Genomic DNA, 17,304 nt, shown 5'->3' with positions numbered 1-17,304 from the left:
TTTTTTAAATAAATTAATGAAAATCTATTTACAAATCAAAAAAAGAGGTGTATAGTAACATTACTTCAAAAATTTGAAGTAAGAACATAAAAAATTTTAAGTAAAACATAGGAGGACATATCATGTTTGAACAAGTTAAAGACGCATTAGTAGAATCTTTAAATATTGATGGAGAAGGAATTACACCAGAATCAAGATTAAAAGAAGATTTAGAAATTGATTCTTTAGCAGCTGTTGAATTATCTTTAGATTTAGAAACAGAATTTGATGTTGAAATTTCTGATGAAGAATTAGCTGCATTAGTAACTGTAGAAGATATTGTGAAATTAATTGAATCTAAACAATAAGCTAAGGTTTCACTTAGCTTATTTTTCTAAGGAGGAATGGATATGGATACTGAAAAAATTAAATCAATTATGCAGATGTTTGAAGAAAGCCAAATATCTAAGATGGATTTAACTGATGGTGATTTGCATATCACATTAGAAAAAGATGTTGAAGTTAAACAGGTTGTGACACCAGTTGAGGGACAATCTGTTCAAGAAGAAAAAACTGAAGAAAAAACAGGAACACCTATAAAAAGTCCAATTGTTGGAACATATTATCAATCAAGTGGTGCTGGAAAAGAACCTTATGTTAAAGTAGGAGATACGATTCAAGAAGGAGATACAATTTGTATTATTGAAGCAATGAAAGTCATGAATGAAATTAAAGCAACTGTTTCTGGTAAAGTTTTATCTATTGAAGTTCAAGATGGTGAAACTGTTGAATATGATCAGACTTTAATGATGATAGGGTAAGGTGATTGTATGATTGAAAAATTATTAATCGCTAATCGTGGTGAAATTGCTGTAAGGATTATTCGTACATGTAAAGAAATGGGAATACAGACAGTCGCAGTTTATTCAACGGCTGATAGACAATCTTTACATGTGCAACTGGCAGATGAATCCGTATGTATTGGAGGACCTTTAGCTAATGATTCTTATTTGAATATGAATGCGATTATTCAGGCAGCATGTAATACAGGATGTGATGCCATTCATCCGGGATTTGGGTTTTTAAGTGAAAACAGTCAGTTTGCCAGATTGGTTATTCAGTGTGGACTCATTTGGGTTGGGCCTTCACCAGATATTATTGATATGCTGGGAAATAAGTCAGCAGCCAGAAAAATGATGAAAGAAGCTGGCGTTCCCGTTATTCCGGGTTCTAAAGAAGTTGTGGAAACTGTTGAACAAGGAAAAGACATTGCCAGTCGTATTGGTTATCCAGTGATGATTAAGGCAAGTAATGGTGGTGGTGGACGTGGTATGCGTGTTGTTTGTAATGAAGAAGAATTTGAAACACAATACACAAATGCAAAAGCAGAAGCCAAAGCCTGTTTTGGAGATGATGATGTCTATTTAGAAAAATTGATTGAAAATCCAAAACATATTGAAGTGCAGGTCATTGGAGATCAACATGGAAATGTGATTCATTTATTTGAAAGAGATTGTTCATTTCAAAGACGTCATCAAAAGATGATTGAAGAAGCACCATGTCATATTTTAAAGAAAGATGTTCGTCAACATTTATTTGAAGATGCTTTAAAAGCTTGTCGTCATGTAGGTTATAACAGTGTGGGAACGATAGAGTTTTTATTAGATAAACATGGAAATTATTATTTTATGGAAATGAATACACGTATTCAGGTAGAACATCCTATTACAGAGATGATTTGTGGTGTTGATTTGATTAAATTACAGTTAAAAGTCGCAGAAGGATTAAAGCTTCCTTATCGCCAAGAAGATATTCATCAAAATGGTTATGCTTTAGAGTGTCGTATTAATGCCGAAGATATGAATCGTGATTTTGCTCCAACACCTGGAAAAATAACTTTTATGCATTTGCCGGGTGGACGTGGTGTACGTGTTGATAGTGCGATGTATAGTGGATGTGAAATTTCACCTTATTATGATTCTATGATTTTAAAACTCATTACATTTGCACCGACACGACTAGAATGTATTAAAAAGATGCGTGCAGCTTTAAGTGAAGTCATTATTGATGGCATTTCAACCAATACAAAATTTCATTACTATGTTCTTCATTCTAAAGAATTTATTGAAGGAAGATATGATACAAGTTTTTGTGAAACATTTATAAAGGAGTTGAAAGATAATGGATCAATTGTTTAAAAAGCGAAATGAAGAATTGAAAGAATTCTCATCATGGCTCAAAAGACATAAGGTCAAAGAAAAAAAAGAAATTCCAGAAAATATTTTTAAACAATGTGATCATTGTCATGAGTCAATTCCTTATTTTTCTCTTATTGAAAATGATTATGTATGTCCTAAATGTGGTTATCATATGAAAATTAGTGCCAGACAACGTATTCGTGATTTGATTGATGATGGTTCATGGCGTGAATATTTTGAAAAAGATCATACAGAAAATATAGAAAACTTTCCGGGTTATGATGCTAAATTAAAAAAGGCACAAATGTCAACAGGAATGAATGAAGCAGTTATTTGTGGGATTGGCAAAATCAACCAAAATCGTCTTGTTTTATGTGTCATGGATTCTCGTTTTATGATGGGAAGCATGGGAAAAGTTGTGGGCGAAAAAATCTGCAAAGCTGTTGAATTAGCAACACGTAAAAAACTTCCTTTAGTCATTAGCTGTACAAGTGGAGGAGCCAGAATGCAGGAAGGAATTGATTCTTTAATGCAGATGGCTAAGATCAGTGCGGCTTTAAAACGCTTTTCCAATCAAGGTGGATTATATATTGCTTTATTGACGCATCCAACAACGGGTGGTGTCAGTGCTAGTTTTGCGATGTTAGGTGATATTATTATTGCTGAACCACAAGCCATGATTGGATTTGCTGGAAAACGTGTCATTCAAGATACCATAAAACAAGAATTACCAGAAGGTTTTCAAACAGCTGAATTTTTACTTGAAAAAGGTTTTATTGATATGATTGTTCAAAGACATGATTTAAAAAATGTTATTTCAGATTTATTAAAGTTACATGGAGGAAAATTATGAGCCTCATAGATAATGAAAATAAAATAAAAGAGTTACAAGCCAAAAGAGCTATGACTCAAGATCAAAAAGAATTTGATGAATTATCTTTACAGATAGATCATTTGACTAAAGAAACATATCAGAATTTAACGGCTTGGGATCGTGTGTCTATCGCCAGACATCCATCACGACCAAAAGCTAGTGATTTTATTGAAGGATTGTTTGATCATTTTTATGAACTTCATGGGGATAGACGTTTTGGAGATGATCAGGCGATTATTGGGGGAATTGGTTATTTTCATTCAATGCCAGTGACAGTGATTGCTCAAGCAAAAGGAAAAACTTTACAGGAAAACTTAGATCGACATTTTGGAATGTGTAATCCAGAAGGTTATCGTAAGGCCTTAAGACTTGCCAGACAGGCAGAAAAGTTTCATCGTCCAATTATTACTTTTGTGGATACAGCTGGAGCTTATCCGGGTATTGAAGCTGAAGAAAGGGGACAAGCACAAGCTATTGCTGAATGTTTGTATGTTTTCTCTGATATCAAAACACCTGTCATTTGTGTGGTGTTATCTGAAGGAGGAAGCGGAGGTGCTTTAGCTTTGAGTGTGGCCGATCGTATTTGTATGTTAGAAAATGCCATTTATTCAGTGTTATCACCAGAAGGTTTTGCAAGTATTTTATGGAAAGATGATAGTCGTGTACAAGAAGCAGCTGAAGTCATGAAACTCACATCTTATGATTTATATGAAAAAGGGATTGTGGATTATTTAGTCAAAGAACCTACTGGTGGTATGCAAAATGATTTAAAACTTGTTTTAGATAATATAGATCAGTACTTACAAAAAGAATTAGATATTTTAATGCATACAAAAGAAAAAGAATTGTTAGAAAAACGTTATCAGAAATTTCGTAAAATGGGAGTGATGTCATGAGTTCAATTGAAATCTTAGGAACAGGGTTTGTCAGAGCTCAAAAGAAAATATCTAATCAAGATTTAGAAAAAAGAGTCGATACAAGTGATGAATGGATTGTTCAAAGAACAGGGATTTCATCACGTTATGTAAGTGAAACTGAAAATACAAGTGATTTGGCTTGTCAAGCCAGTTTACAGGCGATTGAAGATGCTAAGATTCAAAAAGAAGATATTGAAGTGATTATTGTTGCGACAATGACACCGGATTGTATGACACCTTCAACAGCTTGTCTTGTACAGGCAAAACTTGGATTAAATGATTGTCCTGTTTTTGCGTTTGATATTAATGGGGCATGTAGTGGATTTTTATATGCGTTTCAGATTGCCAGTGATTTATTGAATAGATATCAGCATATTCTGGTGATTGGCAGTGAAACAATCAGTAAGATGATTGACTGGAATGACCGTTCAACTTGTGTCTTATTTGGGGATGGTGCAGGAGCAATGGTTCTCGGTCGTGGTCAAACAAAACTTTATCATTATGCCAATAGTGAAGGTGATGTAGAAGATGTGTTAAAGGCTCAAGGCTTACCATTAGTGAAAGATTTACAAAACAACGAAGCTACAACACATTATTTAAATATGAAAGGAAACGACGTGTTTCGTTTTGCTGTGAGAGTCTTAAAAGAATCTATTGAAAATGTTTTGGAACAATCACATCTTACAATGGATGATATTGACTTAGTGATTCCACATCAAGCCAATTATCGTATTATTAGTCATGTCGCTAAAAAAATGAAAGTTGATCTTTCTAAATTTTACATGAATCTTCAAGAGTTTGGAAATACTTCAGCGGCTAGTATTCCGATTGCTTATGCAATGGCACAAAGAGAAGGAAAAATACCAGCCAATGGTCGTGTGATTTTAGTTGGCTTTGGTGCAGGACTTACATATGGGGCAACTCTTATTGACAATAGAGGAGGACAATAAAGTGTTATTAAATCAATTATTAAATATTCAATATCCTATTATTCAAGGAGCAATGGCAAACATTGCGACAGCATCTTTTGCTGCGTGTGTTTCTAATAGTGGGGGATTAGGTATCATTGCAACAGGATCAATGGATGCCAATCAGACACGCATTGAAATTCAAAAATGTAAACAATTAACGACACAGCCATTTGGTGTCAATGTCATGTTGATGAATCCTTATGCCAGTGAAATTATAGATGTTATTGTTGAAGAAGGTGTACATGTTGTGACAACTGGTGCAGGAAATCCAGGACCATACATGGCTAAATTAAAAGAAGCTGGCATTAAAGTATTCCCTGTTGTTCCAAGTGTTGGATTAGCCAAACGCATGGAAAGAGCAGGAGCCGATGCTTTGATTGTTGAAGGTGGAGAATCAGGTGGACATGTTGGTGAAATGACAACAATGGCCTTAGTTCCACAAGTTGTAGATGCAGTGAATATTCCAGTTATTGCAGCTGGTGGTATTGGTGATGGTCGAGGTATGATGGCAGCATTCAGTTTAGGTGCTATTGGAGTTCAAGTAGGAACATGTTTATTAGTTGCTGAGGAATGTCCAATTCATGAAAATTATAAGGATGCAGTCATTAAAGCAAAAGATACAGATACTGTTGTGACAGGAAGAAGTGTCAATACGCCTGTACGTATTTTAAAGAATCAAATGGCAAGAGAGTATTTAAAATTAGAAGGACATTTTGAAAGTCGAGAAGAATTAGAAAAATTAACATTGGGTGCTTTAAGAAAAGCCGTTCAAGAAGGTGACGTGAAAACAGGTTCTGTAATGATGGGACAAATTGCCGGAATGGTCAAAGAACGTAAACCTATGAAACAGATTTTAGAAGAAATGATGACTTCAACAAAAGATGTGTATGCCCATTTACAGGAAGTCATGGAGGATATTCAATGATTCAAATACAAGATCGTATAATGAAACTTCCTATCATTCAAGGTGGTATGGGAGTAGGTATCTCGTTATCATCTTTAGCTGGTCATGTGGCTAAATGTGGTGCTATGGGTGTGATTAGTGCAGCACATCCTGGATATAACTATGAAGGATTTAGAAAGAATCCTGTAGCTATTAACTGTCAAGCGATTAAAGATCATATTCAACGTGCCAAAGAGATTGCTAAAGGAAATGGTTTAATTGGTGTGAATATCATGGTTGCCAGTCGTGATTATGAAAAATTTGTAAAAGCTTCTGTGGATGGTGGCTGTGATGCGATTATTTCAGGAGCAGGATTACCTCTAGATTTACCAAAATGGGCAAAAGGAAAAACATTATTAGCACCGATTGTATCAAGTGGTAAAGCGGCAAGATTGATTGCCAGAGTTTGGGATAAACGTTATCAGTATACACCTGATTTTGTTGTGATTGAAGGTAGTGAAGCAGGTGGACATCTTGGTTTTAAAAAAGAAGATTTATTGGCACATACATGCCAGACATTAACTGAGATTTTAAGTGATGTCAAAAAAGAATTAAAAGTCTGGGAAGAAAAATATAAAAAAACAATTCCTGTTTTCGTCGCTGGTGGAATTGATTCTGGTAAAAAAATAGCTGAATTAGTGAAACAGGGGGCTGCTGGTGTACAAATTGCAACACCATTTATTGCCACTTATGAATGTGATGCAGCTCAGGAATTTAAAGATATGGTCATTCAATGTACAGAGGATGATATAGAGCTTGTTACAAGTCCTGCGGGTATGCCGGGTCGTGCGATTGTGAATGATTTTGTTAAGAAAACAAGACAGACAGGAAATATCTGTATGAAAAAATGTCTTGAATGTATGATTCCTTGTACACCAGAAAATACACCTTATTGTATTAGTGAAGCGTTGATTCAAAGTGTGAAAGGGAATGTCCAAAATGGTTTGATTTTTGTAGGAAGTCAAGCTGCCAGAATTCATGATATGAAACATGTTGAAGAAGTGATTCAAGAATATATGGAAGAAATGGAGGAAAATCTATGAAAATTGGTATGATTTTTGCTGGTCAGGGAAGCCAATATGTTGGTATGGGAAAAGCTTTCTATGATGCTTTTCAAGAAGCGAAAGATGTGTATGATCAGGCACATATTGATATTGATGTCAAGAAAGTTTGTTTTGATGGACCAGAAGATGTTCTTAATGAAACATCATATGCTCAGCCATGTATTTTAACAACCTCATTAGCTATTGCGAAAGTGATTGAAGCACATGGTATTCATCCAGACTATGTCGCTGGATTATCTTTAGGAGAATATTCAGCTTTAGCTTATGCCGGAGCTTTTGATATACAAGATGCGATTACTATTGTTAGACATCGTGGGCAAATCATGAGTGAAGCCCTGCCAGCTGGAACAACATCTATGGCTGCTGTTTTAGCAATGGATGCAACAAAGATTCAAGAAGTGATTGCTCCTATTGATGGTGTAACGATTGCCAATTACAATTGTCCAGGACAGATTGTCATTACAGGAGTGAAAGAAGCTGTTGAAACAGCATCACAAAAATTAAAAGAAGCAGGGGCTAAACGTGTCATTCCATTGAAAGTTTCAGGAGCATTCCATTCTCCATTATTAGAAGAAGCTTCACATCAGTTAAAAGCAGAATTAGAAAAATATGATATTCATCAACCTCGTATACCAGTTGTTTATAATGTTTCTGGAAAAGAAGAAGATGGTGATTTGATTGACATTTTAACTCGACAAATCAAATCAAGTGTTTATTTCTATCAATCAATTCAATATATGATTGCTCAAGGGGTTGAAGCTTTTGTGGAAATCGGACCGGGTAAAGCATTAAGTGCTTTTGTAAAGAAAACAGATAAAACAATACCAGTTTATAGTGTAGATAGTATTGAAGGATTAAATCAAATGTTAGGAGCGTTAAAAAATGGGTAAAGTAGCGTTAATTACAGGAGCAAGTCGTGGGATTGGAAAAGCGATTGCTTTAAAATTTGCAAGTGAAGGTTATGATATTGCGATTAATTATATTGGAAATCAAGAAGAAGCTTTGGAAGTCCAAAAAGAATGTTGTCAATATGGTGTTCAAGCTATGATTCATGAAGGTGATGTCACTGATTATGATGCGATGGATCAAATGATGAAAACAGTTTTAGAAAAATTAGGTTCTATTGATGTTCTTGTGAATAATTCAGGAATTACAAAAGATCAGTTATTATTAAAGATGAACACACAATCATTTATGGATGTTATTGATGTCAATTTAAAAGGGACATTTAATACGATTAAAGCTGTTTCTCGTATTATGATGAAACAAAGAAATGGTGTTATTATCAATATGGCAAGTGTGATTGGAATTATTGGTAATGTTGGGCAGGCTAACTATGCAGCTAGTAAAGCAGGAGTGATTGCTTTAACAAAATCAGTAGCGAAAGAATTAGCGCCACGTCATATTCGTGCTAATGCGATTGCACCAGGATTCATTGCAACAAAGATGACAGAAGTTTTAAGTGATGATACAAAAGACAATATCTTGAAAAATATTCCATTACAAAAAATGGGTGAACCAGAAGATGTTGCGAATGTTGCATACTTTTTAGCAAGTGATAGTGCAAAATATATTACGGGTCAAGTCATCAATGTTGATGGCGGAATGGTCATGTAAGGAGGACAAATGATGAAAAGAAGAGTTGTCGTTACTGGAATGGGAGCCGTATCTCCAATTGGAAATACTGTTGAAGAAACTTGGAATGGTATTTTAAATCAGACATGTGGAATTGATGAAATTACACATTTTGATACAAGTGATTATAAGGTCAAATTAGCTGGAGAAGTGAAAAATCTTGATTTAGAACAATATTTTACAAAAAGAGATTTAAAATTTAATGATCGTTTTACGCAATTTGCCAGAGTTGTTTCTAAACAGGCTATTGAAAATGCAAAGTTGGATTTAGAAACAATGAATAAAAATCGTTTTGGTGTCATTATTGGTAGTGGTATTGGTGGTGTTGAATCTATTGAAAAAGCGGAACAAAGTTTATTAAATAGAGGACCATCAAAAGTTTCACCATATTTTATTCCTATGACTTTAATTAATTTAGCAGCAGGAAGTGTTGCGATTGATTTAGGTGCAAAAGGTTATGTATCTTCTGTTGTAACTGCATGTGCAGCTGGAACAAATGCGATTGGAGAAGCTTTCCATAAAATTAGAGATGGTTATGAAGATATTATGGTTGCTGGAGGAAGTGAAGCCTCTATTACTCCTTTATCAGTTGCTGGATTTGCTTCCATGAAGGCTTTACACACAGGTGAAGATAAAAACCGTGCTTCTATTCCATTTGATAAAGATCGTAGTGGTTTTGTCATGGGTGAAGGTGCAGCTGTTTTAGTATTAGAAGAATTACAACATGCATTAGATAGACATGCGACAATTTATGGCGAAGTTGTTGGTTATGGTTCAACATGTGATGCACATCATATTACAGCTCCATTAGCAGATGGAAGTGGTGGTGGAGAAGCTATGAAACGTGCTTTGGCTGATGCTTCTTTACAACCATCAGATATTGATTATATTAATGCACATGGAACATCAACACCATTAAATGATAAAACAGAAACAACAGCTGTCAAATATGCTTTTGGTGACGATGCATATCATTTGGCTATGTCATCTACAAAATCTTATACAGGTCATTTATTAGGTGCCAGTGGTGCATTAGAATCTGTTATCTGTGTCAAAGCATTACAAGATGGATATATTCCAGCTACAATTCATTATCAAAATAAAGATGAAGAATGTGATTTGGATATTGTTGCAAATGTTGGTAGAAAACAAGATATTCATTATGCTATGAATAACTCTTTAGGTTTTGGTGGACATAATGCATCATTAATCTTTAAAAAATGGGAGGATTAGTCATGTTATATAATTCTAATGATATTCAAAAAATTATTCCCCATCGTTATCCATTTTTACTTGTTGATTGTATTGAAAGTATTAGTGAAGATGGAAAAACAATTGTTGGGAAAAAATGTGTGACTGCAAATGAAATGCAATTTTTAGGGCATTTCCCTGAAAAACATGTCATGCCAGGTGTTCTTATTATTGAAGCATTAGCACAAACAGGATGTGTCTTATTACTTTCTAAAGAAGAAAATAAAGGAAAGATTGCTTTCTTTGCTGGAATTAATAAAGCACGTTTTAGAAAACAGGTTATTCCTGGTGATGTTTTAACAATGACTGTCACTTTGACAAAAGAAAAAGGTGGTATTTACTTTGCATCTATTCAAGCAAAAGTAGAAGATGAAATTGCAGTGACAGGAGAAATTATGTGTGCTGTAGGTGAATAATAAAAAAAGCAGAAAGATTTTGACATCTTTCTGTTTTTTTTATGGTTTTATAAAAGTTATTGACCTTTAGATGAAAGAATTATCTTTTTATTTAAGATAGATGATGACTATGATTCATCTAAGTATTTCTTTAGTTCTTCTACGAGTTGGTATACAGTCGTTCCTGGATCATATTCAGAAGGTTTATCAATGTTTTTACGAAATGAAGCCATTCTTCTTTTACTATTTTTAATAGCAGTATTGACTCCATCAAAAGTATCAACAATGGCATATATGTTTTCATCATTTTTCCTATAAGTACCATCGCCTAGATTGTATTCTTTAAAAATTTCTTTTAATTTACTATTCCAAACATTTCTATGAAGTGCTGAATCACTATATTCAAAATGTAAATAGAGCCAGTATTCAAAAGATTGATTACTCCAGGCTATTTTATATCCTTTATTTTGACCATTACTAATAGCTTGATCGAAATCTTCAAAATCATCCTTATCAAAAACAATCCATACATTTTGATAAATAATTTTTGCTTTCTTTATAATTTCATCTGTGATGTCAATAAGCTTACTTGTAGAACTGCCTCTACCACAAATATTGATAATAGGGGCTTCAACGATATCGATATGACCTCCAATTTTATCTTCTATTTGCTTTTGTATTCCTTTGAAATATAATGGTTCAGTTTGCTTACCTTCGGTGACAATTAAAAAAGAATTAGCTTTAGGCTGCTTATAATCATGTTTTCTTTTGGCTCTTTCTTTTCTTCTTTTTTTGAATAAATCATCAGATCCCATATTATGATTCACCAACTTCCATATCAAATTCTTCAAAAGTTGGAATACCACCATAGACACCAGCTAAATAATCTTTTTCAAAAGAAGCATCTGATCTTATTTTGAAGTCAGCTAATGATGATAGTTCAGAATACCCATATTCATCTTTTTGTACAAACCATATTTGATCTCGTCTGAAAAATCTTTTGTCCATTAATGTTGTATCATGAGTTGTATAAATAAGCTGTGCTTTTGAGTTCTGATCATAAAACAAATCAATAAAGAATTTGAGTAACAATGGATGTAATTTAACATTGAGTTCATCAATGAAAATTGTTTTGTGCATTGCAAAAGCAGTTTTTGCATAAATATACAAAAGAATACTTTTAATTGTACCTTGTGATTCATTGTAAAGATTTAATGGATATTTTTTTTGATTTTTTCCTTTATGATATGTGATAAATAAAACATTTTTATCATTTTCTATATATTCTATATCTTTAATTCCTGTATCAATAGCATTTAAATAGTGAATGAATTCATTTTTATTAGCATCAATAACACTAGGAAGAATTTTTTCAAGTAATTGAGTATCTTCACAAAGATCAGTAGGGACCATTAAAATATCTTTTATACCAGAATATACAGTTTTAAACTGATTTGTCGCAAGATTTAATTTATTAAAAAAAGATAGAGCAAGGGTTTCATGAGGAATTTGATTTTTATATAAATCACATTCTTTTCTAACAGAAGCACCAAACTTTATATTTTGATTTGATCTTTCTAAAATGGTAATAGTTCTATTTGTTTTTAAGCTTTTTCGATATAACCATTCTGTGACAATGTGTTGGGAATTGTATTCAAATCCATACTTATATTCATTATCATTTAATAATAAAATAATTTCAAATTCTGAATTGTGTTGTGTTTCTTCAAAAGAAAAAGGGGCATAATACTTTTCTAGAGTTGTATAGTTATCATCACTCGTATTATTGAATGACTCTAAAATAATATTTTGAAAATATTTCATTGCGTAATAAAGGTTTGATTTCCCACTGGCATTAGCCCCATAAATAGAGGCAACTTTGACAAGGCTTTCGTGAGTTGTTGTTTGTATCAAATTACAAGGATGTTCCTTATAAGCATGAATTGCTGTCATATCAAAAATGGTTTCTTCTCTAAATGATAAAACATTTTTTAGCATAAATTGAATAAGCATCATTCTTCATCTCCTAAAAATATAATACTTTATTTTTAATATTATATCAATATTTTTGAGAAATATTCACAATTTTTAGCTTTTAATATTTTAAAAAATATAAATACTTAAAATAAAATAGATTTTCTTTTAAAGTATATTTCAATAGAAATTAGGGACAAAATTTTTATTTCAAATGTCTAATTGATAAACATTAATAATCTTTAGATTATATATTTTGATAGATGATAAAAAAGCAATTTTTAAAATTACTTCATGAGTAGCATTTATTACCATGCTGGTTGTCCTGTTTCAATAAGGCTATCAATATCCTTATAAGCATTTTCAATAGTTTCTACATGATATTATTCATACATGTTATAAACAAAATTAGTTAAATTTTTTCATCCAGTTGTTTTAAAACTTCTTCTGCACTTGTTCCTTTATAATTTGCATAACTTTCAAGTAAGTAAGCAAAAAATCTCAATTCTTTATTCAATTTCATCACCTCTTAGATAGAATGAATTTTGAGGATTACCAGTTGCTTTTTCATATTCCCATATGTCAAAGATAGTTAGATTACTCAAATACCATAATTTCATGTCATCATTCAATAACATTGCATGTGTTTAGGAATTTAAAACGATTCTTAGTGTATTCATTTTGGAGATATTCCTGTTTTTGCAATCAGTAATGCAACATCTCTATCAATGTTTTGTAAAATGGATAAACTTGTTTTATTGATTATACTGTTTCACCTTGATAAAATTGAAACATTTTCATTGAAAATGCATATAGATAGAATAATTTTGTAGATTAAAAAAACTATTGGTGATTTTCCAATAGTTTGTGTTTAATGTTTTTTTAACTTGTAAATGATTTTATTAGCATAAGGAATAGAAGAAAGTTCTTGAGGATGGTCTGAATAGAAATAGAAGATAATCACAAAGTAAACAATAACACCTATAATCACTGCAAGTATTAATGGAATAAGAACTTTTCTTGTTAGAGCAAATAAACCATAATAAACAATGGCTACAATGATACCCATGAAGATAGAAGAAATAATAGGTAATAAATATGTCTTTTTTATTTCTTGTCTATAACGTGTGATTTTACGTAACATTCTTTGATTTAAATAACATACTTGTAAACCATATAAACAATTGGCTATCATCAAAGCATAGAGTCCTAAAGGTGTAAACATCAATAAAAGGATTGTGATGACTAAATGGTAGATCAAAGCTGTAGCAGCGTTTTTTAAAGGCGTGTTGACTTCTCCAAGAGCCTGTAAAATTCCATTGGTTAGAGTTGATAAACCAAAGAAAACAATACCTGGACTTCCTAGAGCTAACATTAATGTAGAAGTGGCAACTGTTTCTTCTTGAGGAAAGAGGATACCAATAATAGGATAAGCCAAGACACTCATACCCACAGCAGCCGGAATAAGTAACAGCATTGTCACACGAATGCCTGAACGAATATGTTCCCTTGTTTCACGGGCATTTTTTAATGACCATGATGAAGAAATAGCAGGAATGGAAGCTGTTGACATAGCAGAAGCTAAAGCCACAGGAACATTTTGTAAAACAATATATTGACCAGAATAAACACCCCACATAGAGGCTGAAGTTGGATCAGTTCCAATAATAAAAGAATAAATATATTGGTCAATAACAGTAATAAGATTATAAACACATGTTGCAAAGATAATAGGTGTGACTATATGAATAATCATTTTGAAAATATCTTTATAAGAATCTTCATAATCATCAGGAGTATCTTTAATAATTAAATGATTACGATTCTTTAAATACATAATCATCATAAAAATTAAACCCACCAGAACACCGATACCAGGTCCAACTGCTCCCCCAGCGGCACCTGCAGCAGCCATTTCACTGCCACCTGTTTCCATCAATGGCTTAATGAATAAATAAGCACATCCAATGGCGACAATTGCATTAAAAATCTGTTCAATAATTTGTGAAACAGATGTATAAAAAGTTGTCTGATGAGCCTGAAAATAACCTCTAAAGACACCCAATAGACCAGATAGGAAAATAGTTGGACAAAGGATTCTCAGTGGTAATACAGAATACCCTGTAACAAGTAAAGGGGCTAAAAGATAGGCAATGATCGAAGCACTACCACCAATAATACAAATATAGATAAATGAACATTTTAAAATCTTTTGTACATTATTATATTGATGAATAGCTAGTTTTTCAGCAATTAACTTTGAAATAGCTGTTGGAATACTATAAGAAGATAAGAGTAATATTAAAGCATAAATATTATATGCCATTGAATAATAACCAATACCTTCAGCACTAATTAATGCTGTTAAGGGGCTTTTATATAAAGCTCCAATGATTCGTACGAAAATACCTGCAATTGCAAGTATAGATGCCTGTTTAACGATTGAACGTGACATGGGTAAACCTCACTTTCCAGTAATTCTTTGTTTATTATAACATTAATTCCAATAATTGCAAAAAAACTTATATATTTATACATAAAATGATTTTTTTCATAGGTTTTACACATTGATTGTATAATATACTGATAGTGAAAGGAATGGTGAAAAAGTATTGAAAAAATTTTTAAAGATATTTTTAATATTTATGGTAATGATATCTACGATTTACGGATGTTATCGATTTTATCAAGAAAAAAAAGAAGAAAAACAATTACAAAGAATGCAAAATCAAGTCAATGAACAGTCGAAAAGAAAGATTGATGATGAATTATCAGTTATTGCTATTGGAAATAGTAATTTATATAGTGGTTTTAATCCATTACAATTGTGGCATGAATATAAAATAACGTCTTTTGTGGCTGCTGAACCAAGTCAAGATCCTAATCGTGCTTATTATATTTTAAAAAATGTTTTAGAGTTTCAACACCCCCAATTAATTATATGGGAGATGGATGAAATGTTTACAGGAAAGGATTTTAATGATGAAAAAGCTCAAAAATATGCACCGATGAATCTATTTCCTATAGCTAGAAATTATACAAATTGGAAGAAATATTCAGCTCAATCATTTAAAAACTATGATAATTATGATTATAACTATCTTTCAAGGATGGCTACAAAGGGTTATTTATATAAAACAAAAGTAAAAGCAAGAAAGCAAAATAAAAATTTTATGATCAAAACAATCAAAAGAGCTAATATAAAACCACATAGACAAGAAATATTTTATAAAATTGTGAGTTTATTAAAAGAAAAGCAAATTCCTTTATTATTAATAACGATTCCATCAGCGAGATCATGGACGATGGAGAAACATAATACAATCATGGATTTATCAAAAGAAGTGGGTGTTCCATTTTTGGATTTGAATTTAAATAATCAGTTAATTAATTGGAAAAAAGACACAAGGGATGAAGGAATGCATCTTAATGATTATGGGGCACAAAAAGTAACAGCTTATATAGGAGAGTATTTAAAGGAACATAACTTAATAGAGAATCAAACAATAAGTCAAGAAAGTCAGAAGATGTGGGATCAAGATTATTATGATTATATTGAAATGATCAATTAAACTTCATGAAATGTAAAAAAGTCTATTTTAACATCTATATATTGTGCTATAATATATAAAAATATGTCTTGGAGGAGAATTATGAACGATAGTAGAATTTGTATTGCATTAGATTTTCAAACAAAGCAAGATGTTAAAGATTTCTTAGATAAGTTTGAAGATGAAAAATTGTATGTCAAAATTGGGATGGAATTATTTTATGGTGAAGGTATTGAAATGATTAAAATGATTAAAGAAAAAGGACATAAAATATTTCTTGATTTAAAATTACATGACATTCCTAATACTGTCAAAAGTGCGATGAAACAATTAGCAAAATTAGATGTAGATATGGTTAATGTTCATGCTTCAGGAAGCATTGCGATGATGAAAGCAGCAATTGATGGTTTAAATGAAGGAGCTAATGGAGGAAAACGACCTTTATGTATTGCTGTGACATGTTTAACTTCATTGGACCAAAAAGTTTTAGATGATGAACTTTTGATTCATGAACCATTAGAAAAGGTTGTTTTAAAATGGGCACAAAATGCGAAAGAAGCTGGATTAGATGGTGTTGTCTGTTCACCTTTAGAATCAAAGATTATTCATGAAAATTTAGGAATGGACTTTTTAACAGTGACACCGGGTATCCGTCTTGCAAGTGATAGTGTGAATGATCAAAAACGTGTCACAACACCAGCTATGGCAAGAGAATTAACATCAAGTTATATCGTTGTAGGAAGAACAATTACAAACGCTGCTGATCCAGTAGCAACATATAAAGAAGTTTATAAACAATTTCAAGGAGAGTAGAAAATGATGGAAAAAACTATAGCAAAAGATTTATTAAGTATTCAAGCAGTCTTTTTAAGACCAAATGAGCCTTTTACTTGGGCATCAGGTATTAAATCACCTATTTATTGTGATAATCGTTTGACATTATCTTATCCTGAAGTCAGAAAAGATATTGAACAAGGATTAGCAAAACTTATTAAAGAAAACTATCCAGAATGTGAATGTTTAATGGGAACAGCGACTGCCGGAATTGCACATGCGGCTTTAGCGGCTGACATTTTAGATTTACCAATGGGATATGTTCGTGGTGGAGCCAAATCACATGGAAGAAATAATCGTATTGAAGGATTAGTGAAACCGGGAATGAAAGTTGTAGTTGTTGAAGATTTGATTTCAACAGGTGGCTCATCATTAGAATGTGTAGATGCTTTAAGAGAAGCAGGCTGCGAAGTTTTAGGAATGGTTGCTATCTTTACATATGGATTAGAAGATTCAGCGAAAAACTTTGCTGCTAAGGATTGCAGTTTTTATACACTTACAAACTATGATACTTTAATTCAAGTTGCAGTTGAACATGAGTATATTGAAGCTGCTGATTTAGAAAAATTGAAAGCATGGAAAAAAGATCCTCATGATGAATCTTGGATGAGCAAGTAAAGTTAAAAAATAGGATAAAAAGGGGATGAAATGTAATTAATGTTGCAATTTCTCCCTTTTTAATGTATAACTATAGAGGTTATGAGAGTCTTAAGGAGGA

18 protein-coding genes are annotated in these 17,304 nt (G+C 32.3%); 15 read left to right on the top strand and 3 right to left on the bottom strand.

Annotated features, from left to right (window positions below; genetic code table 11):
• The first annotated feature begins 122 nt into the window (after positions 1-122).
• Genes ACGHJ8_RS09280 through fabZ form a run of 12 tightly spaced genes read left to right on the top strand, consistent with a single transcriptional unit; the run spans position 123 to position 10,248 of the window.
• Complete coding sequence (locus tag ACGHJ8_RS09280) at positions 123-347, top strand: acyl carrier protein (protein WP_087358050.1); 225 nt, start codon at positions 123-125, stop codon at positions 345-347.
• 42 nt (positions 348-389) lie between these two features.
• Complete coding sequence (accB, locus tag ACGHJ8_RS09275; protein ID WP_211963734.1) at positions 390-800, top strand: acetyl-CoA carboxylase biotin carboxyl carrier protein; 411 nt, start codon at positions 390-392, stop codon at positions 798-800.
• Positions 801-809: 9 nt separating this feature from the next.
• Positions 810-2,177 (top strand): acetyl-CoA carboxylase biotin carboxylase subunit, encoded by a 1,368-nt coding sequence (accC, locus tag ACGHJ8_RS09270; RefSeq protein ID WP_211963736.1) that lies wholly within the window; start codon positions 810-812, stop codon positions 2,175-2,177.
• Entirely contained in the window at positions 2,161-3,030 is an 870-nt protein-coding gene (gene accD / locus ACGHJ8_RS09265) for an acetyl-CoA carboxylase, carboxyltransferase subunit beta (protein ID WP_087358053.1), read from the top strand. Before accC ends, accD begins: the two co-directional genes overlap by 17 nt.
• Positions 3,027-3,947, top strand: a complete 921-nt coding sequence (locus tag ACGHJ8_RS09260) for an acetyl-CoA carboxylase carboxyltransferase subunit alpha (protein WP_087358054.1) — start codon at positions 3,027-3,029, stop codon at positions 3,945-3,947. The genes accD and ACGHJ8_RS09260 overlap by 4 nt, the downstream gene beginning before the upstream one ends.
• Positions 3,944-4,918 (top strand): beta-ketoacyl-ACP synthase III, encoded by a 975-nt coding sequence (locus ACGHJ8_RS09255; RefSeq protein WP_087358055.1) that lies wholly within the window; start codon positions 3,944-3,946, stop codon positions 4,916-4,918. Before ACGHJ8_RS09260 ends, ACGHJ8_RS09255 begins: the two co-directional genes overlap by 4 nt.
• 1 nt (position 4,919) lies before the next feature.
• Positions 4,920-5,864 carry an enoyl-[acyl-carrier-protein] reductase FabK gene (gene fabK, locus ACGHJ8_RS09250; protein ID WP_087358056.1) on the top strand — a complete coding sequence of 315 codons (945 nt, stop codon included), beginning with the start codon at positions 4,920-4,922 and terminating at the stop codon, positions 5,862-5,864.
• Positions 5,861-6,925, top strand: coding sequence for a nitronate monooxygenase family protein (locus ACGHJ8_RS09245; RefSeq protein WP_087358057.1), 1,065 nt, complete (start codon positions 5,861-5,863; stop codon positions 6,923-6,925). The genes fabK and ACGHJ8_RS09245 overlap by 4 nt, the downstream gene beginning before the upstream one ends.
• A complete protein-coding gene (gene fabD / locus ACGHJ8_RS09240) occupies positions 6,922-7,836 on the top strand; it encodes an ACP S-malonyltransferase (RefSeq protein WP_087358058.1) in 915 nt (304 codons plus the stop codon). The genes ACGHJ8_RS09245 and fabD overlap by 4 nt, the downstream gene beginning before the upstream one ends.
• Complete coding sequence (fabG, locus tag ACGHJ8_RS09235) at positions 7,829-8,563, top strand: 3-oxoacyl-[acyl-carrier-protein] reductase (protein ID WP_087358059.1); 735 nt, start codon at positions 7,829-7,831, stop codon at positions 8,561-8,563. The genes fabD and fabG overlap by 8 nt, the downstream gene beginning before the upstream one ends.
• A gap of 12 nt (positions 8,564-8,575) precedes the next feature.
• Complete coding sequence (gene fabF, locus ACGHJ8_RS09230) at positions 8,576-9,814, top strand: beta-ketoacyl-ACP synthase II (RefSeq protein ID WP_390539956.1); 1,239 nt, start codon at positions 8,576-8,578, stop codon at positions 9,812-9,814.
• A gap of 2 nt (positions 9,815-9,816) precedes the next feature.
• On the top strand, positions 9,817-10,248 hold the full coding sequence (fabZ, locus tag ACGHJ8_RS09225) for a 3-hydroxyacyl-ACP dehydratase FabZ (RefSeq protein WP_087304026.1): 432 nt from the start codon (positions 9,817-9,819) through the stop codon (positions 10,246-10,248).
• Positions 10,249-10,355: 107 nt separating this feature from the next.
• On the opposite strand, the gene ACGHJ8_RS09220 is transcribed toward fabZ, so the two are convergent.
• The 3 genes from ACGHJ8_RS09220 to ACGHJ8_RS09210 form a co-directional block, all read right to left on the bottom strand.
• Positions 10,356-11,042 (bottom strand): RloB family protein, encoded by a 687-nt coding sequence (locus ACGHJ8_RS09220; protein ID WP_205089296.1) that lies wholly within the window; start codon positions 11,040-11,042, stop codon positions 10,356-10,358.
• Position 11,043: 1 nt separating this feature from the next.
• Positions 11,044-12,243, bottom strand: coding sequence for an ATP/GTP-binding protein (locus tag ACGHJ8_RS09215; protein WP_390539953.1), 1,200 nt, complete (start codon positions 12,241-12,243; stop codon positions 11,044-11,046).
• An 829-nt stretch (positions 12,244-13,072) separates the two neighbouring features.
• Positions 13,073-14,656 carry an oligosaccharide flippase family protein gene (locus tag ACGHJ8_RS09210; RefSeq protein WP_390539951.1) on the bottom strand — a complete coding sequence of 528 codons (1,584 nt, stop codon included), beginning with the start codon at positions 14,654-14,656 and terminating at the stop codon, positions 13,073-13,075.
• 190 nt (positions 14,657-14,846) lie between these two features.
• Here ACGHJ8_RS09210 and ACGHJ8_RS09205 point away from each other — a divergent pair, with 190 nt between their 5' ends.
• The 3 genes from ACGHJ8_RS09205 to pyrE all read left to right on the top strand — a co-directional run bounded on the left by ACGHJ8_RS09205 (position 14,847) and on the right by pyrE (position 17,204).
• A complete protein-coding gene (locus ACGHJ8_RS09205) occupies positions 14,847-15,773 on the top strand; it encodes a hypothetical protein (protein ID WP_211963749.1) in 927 nt (308 codons plus the stop codon).
• Positions 15,774-15,854: 81 nt separating this feature from the next.
• Positions 15,855-16,565, top strand: a complete 711-nt coding sequence (pyrF, locus tag ACGHJ8_RS09200; RefSeq protein WP_087304022.1) for an orotidine-5'-phosphate decarboxylase — start codon at positions 15,855-15,857, stop codon at positions 16,563-16,565.
• 6 nt (positions 16,566-16,571) lie between these two features.
• Positions 16,572-17,204 carry an orotate phosphoribosyltransferase gene (gene pyrE, locus ACGHJ8_RS09195; RefSeq protein WP_087304079.1) on the top strand — a complete coding sequence of 211 codons (633 nt, stop codon included), beginning with the start codon at positions 16,572-16,574 and terminating at the stop codon, positions 17,202-17,204.
• Positions 17,205-17,304: the final 100 nt, after the last annotated feature.

It is taken from the genome of Massiliimicrobium timonense (assembly GCF_042850985.1).
GTDB lineage: Bacteria > Bacillota_I > Bacilli_A > Erysipelotrichales > Coprobacillaceae > Allocoprobacillus.
Note: the sequence above shows the minus strand (reverse complement) of the source record. Positions and strands in the feature narration are given on the sequence as shown.

Bases quoted from the DNA above. Each gene is read 5' to 3' on its own strand.
- ACGHJ8_RS09280 (WP_087358050.1), top strand. From the start codon at position 123: ATGTTTGAACAAGTTAAAGACGCATTAGTAGAATCTTTAAATATTGAT.
- fabF (WP_390539956.1), top strand. From the start codon at position 8,576: ATGAAAAGAAGAGTTGTCGTTACTGGAATGGGAGCCGTATCTCCAATT.
- accD (WP_087358053.1), top strand. From the start codon at position 2,161: ATGGATCAATTGTTTAAAAAGCGAAATGAAGAATTGAAAGAATTCTCA.
- accC (WP_211963736.1), top strand. From the start codon at position 810: ATGATTGAAAAATTATTAATCGCTAATCGTGGTGAAATTGCTGTAAGG.
- pyrF (WP_087304022.1), top strand. From the start codon at position 15,855: ATGAACGATAGTAGAATTTGTATTGCATTAGATTTTCAAACAAAGCAA.
- fabZ (WP_087304026.1), top strand. From the start codon at position 9,817: ATGTTATATAATTCTAATGATATTCAAAAAATTATTCCCCATCGTTAT.
- ACGHJ8_RS09205 (WP_211963749.1), top strand. From the start codon at position 14,847: ATGGTAATGATATCTACGATTTACGGATGTTATCGATTTTATCAAGAA.
- ACGHJ8_RS09210 (WP_390539951.1), bottom strand. From the start codon at position 14,656: ATGTCACGTTCAATCGTTAAACAGGCATCTATACTTGCAATTGCAGGT.
- fabG (WP_087358059.1), top strand. From the start codon at position 7,829: ATGGGTAAAGTAGCGTTAATTACAGGAGCAAGTCGTGGGATTGGAAAA.
- accB (WP_211963734.1), top strand. From the start codon at position 390: ATGGATACTGAAAAAATTAAATCAATTATGCAGATGTTTGAAGAAAGC.
- ACGHJ8_RS09220 (WP_205089296.1), bottom strand. From the start codon at position 11,042: ATGGGATCTGATGATTTATTCAAAAAAAGAAGAAAAGAAAGAGCCAAA.
- pyrE (WP_087304079.1), top strand. From the start codon at position 16,572: ATGGAAAAAACTATAGCAAAAGATTTATTAAGTATTCAAGCAGTCTTT.
- ACGHJ8_RS09255 (WP_087358055.1), top strand. From the start codon at position 3,944: ATGAGTTCAATTGAAATCTTAGGAACAGGGTTTGTCAGAGCTCAAAAG.
- fabD (WP_087358058.1), top strand. From the start codon at position 6,922: ATGAAAATTGGTATGATTTTTGCTGGTCAGGGAAGCCAATATGTTGGT.
- ACGHJ8_RS09260 (WP_087358054.1), top strand. From the start codon at position 3,027: ATGAGCCTCATAGATAATGAAAATAAAATAAAAGAGTTACAAGCCAAA.
- ACGHJ8_RS09215 (WP_390539953.1), bottom strand. From the start codon at position 12,243: ATGATGCTTATTCAATTTATGCTAAAAAATGTTTTATCATTTAGAGAA.
- ACGHJ8_RS09245 (WP_087358057.1), top strand. From the start codon at position 5,861: ATGATTCAAATACAAGATCGTATAATGAAACTTCCTATCATTCAAGGT.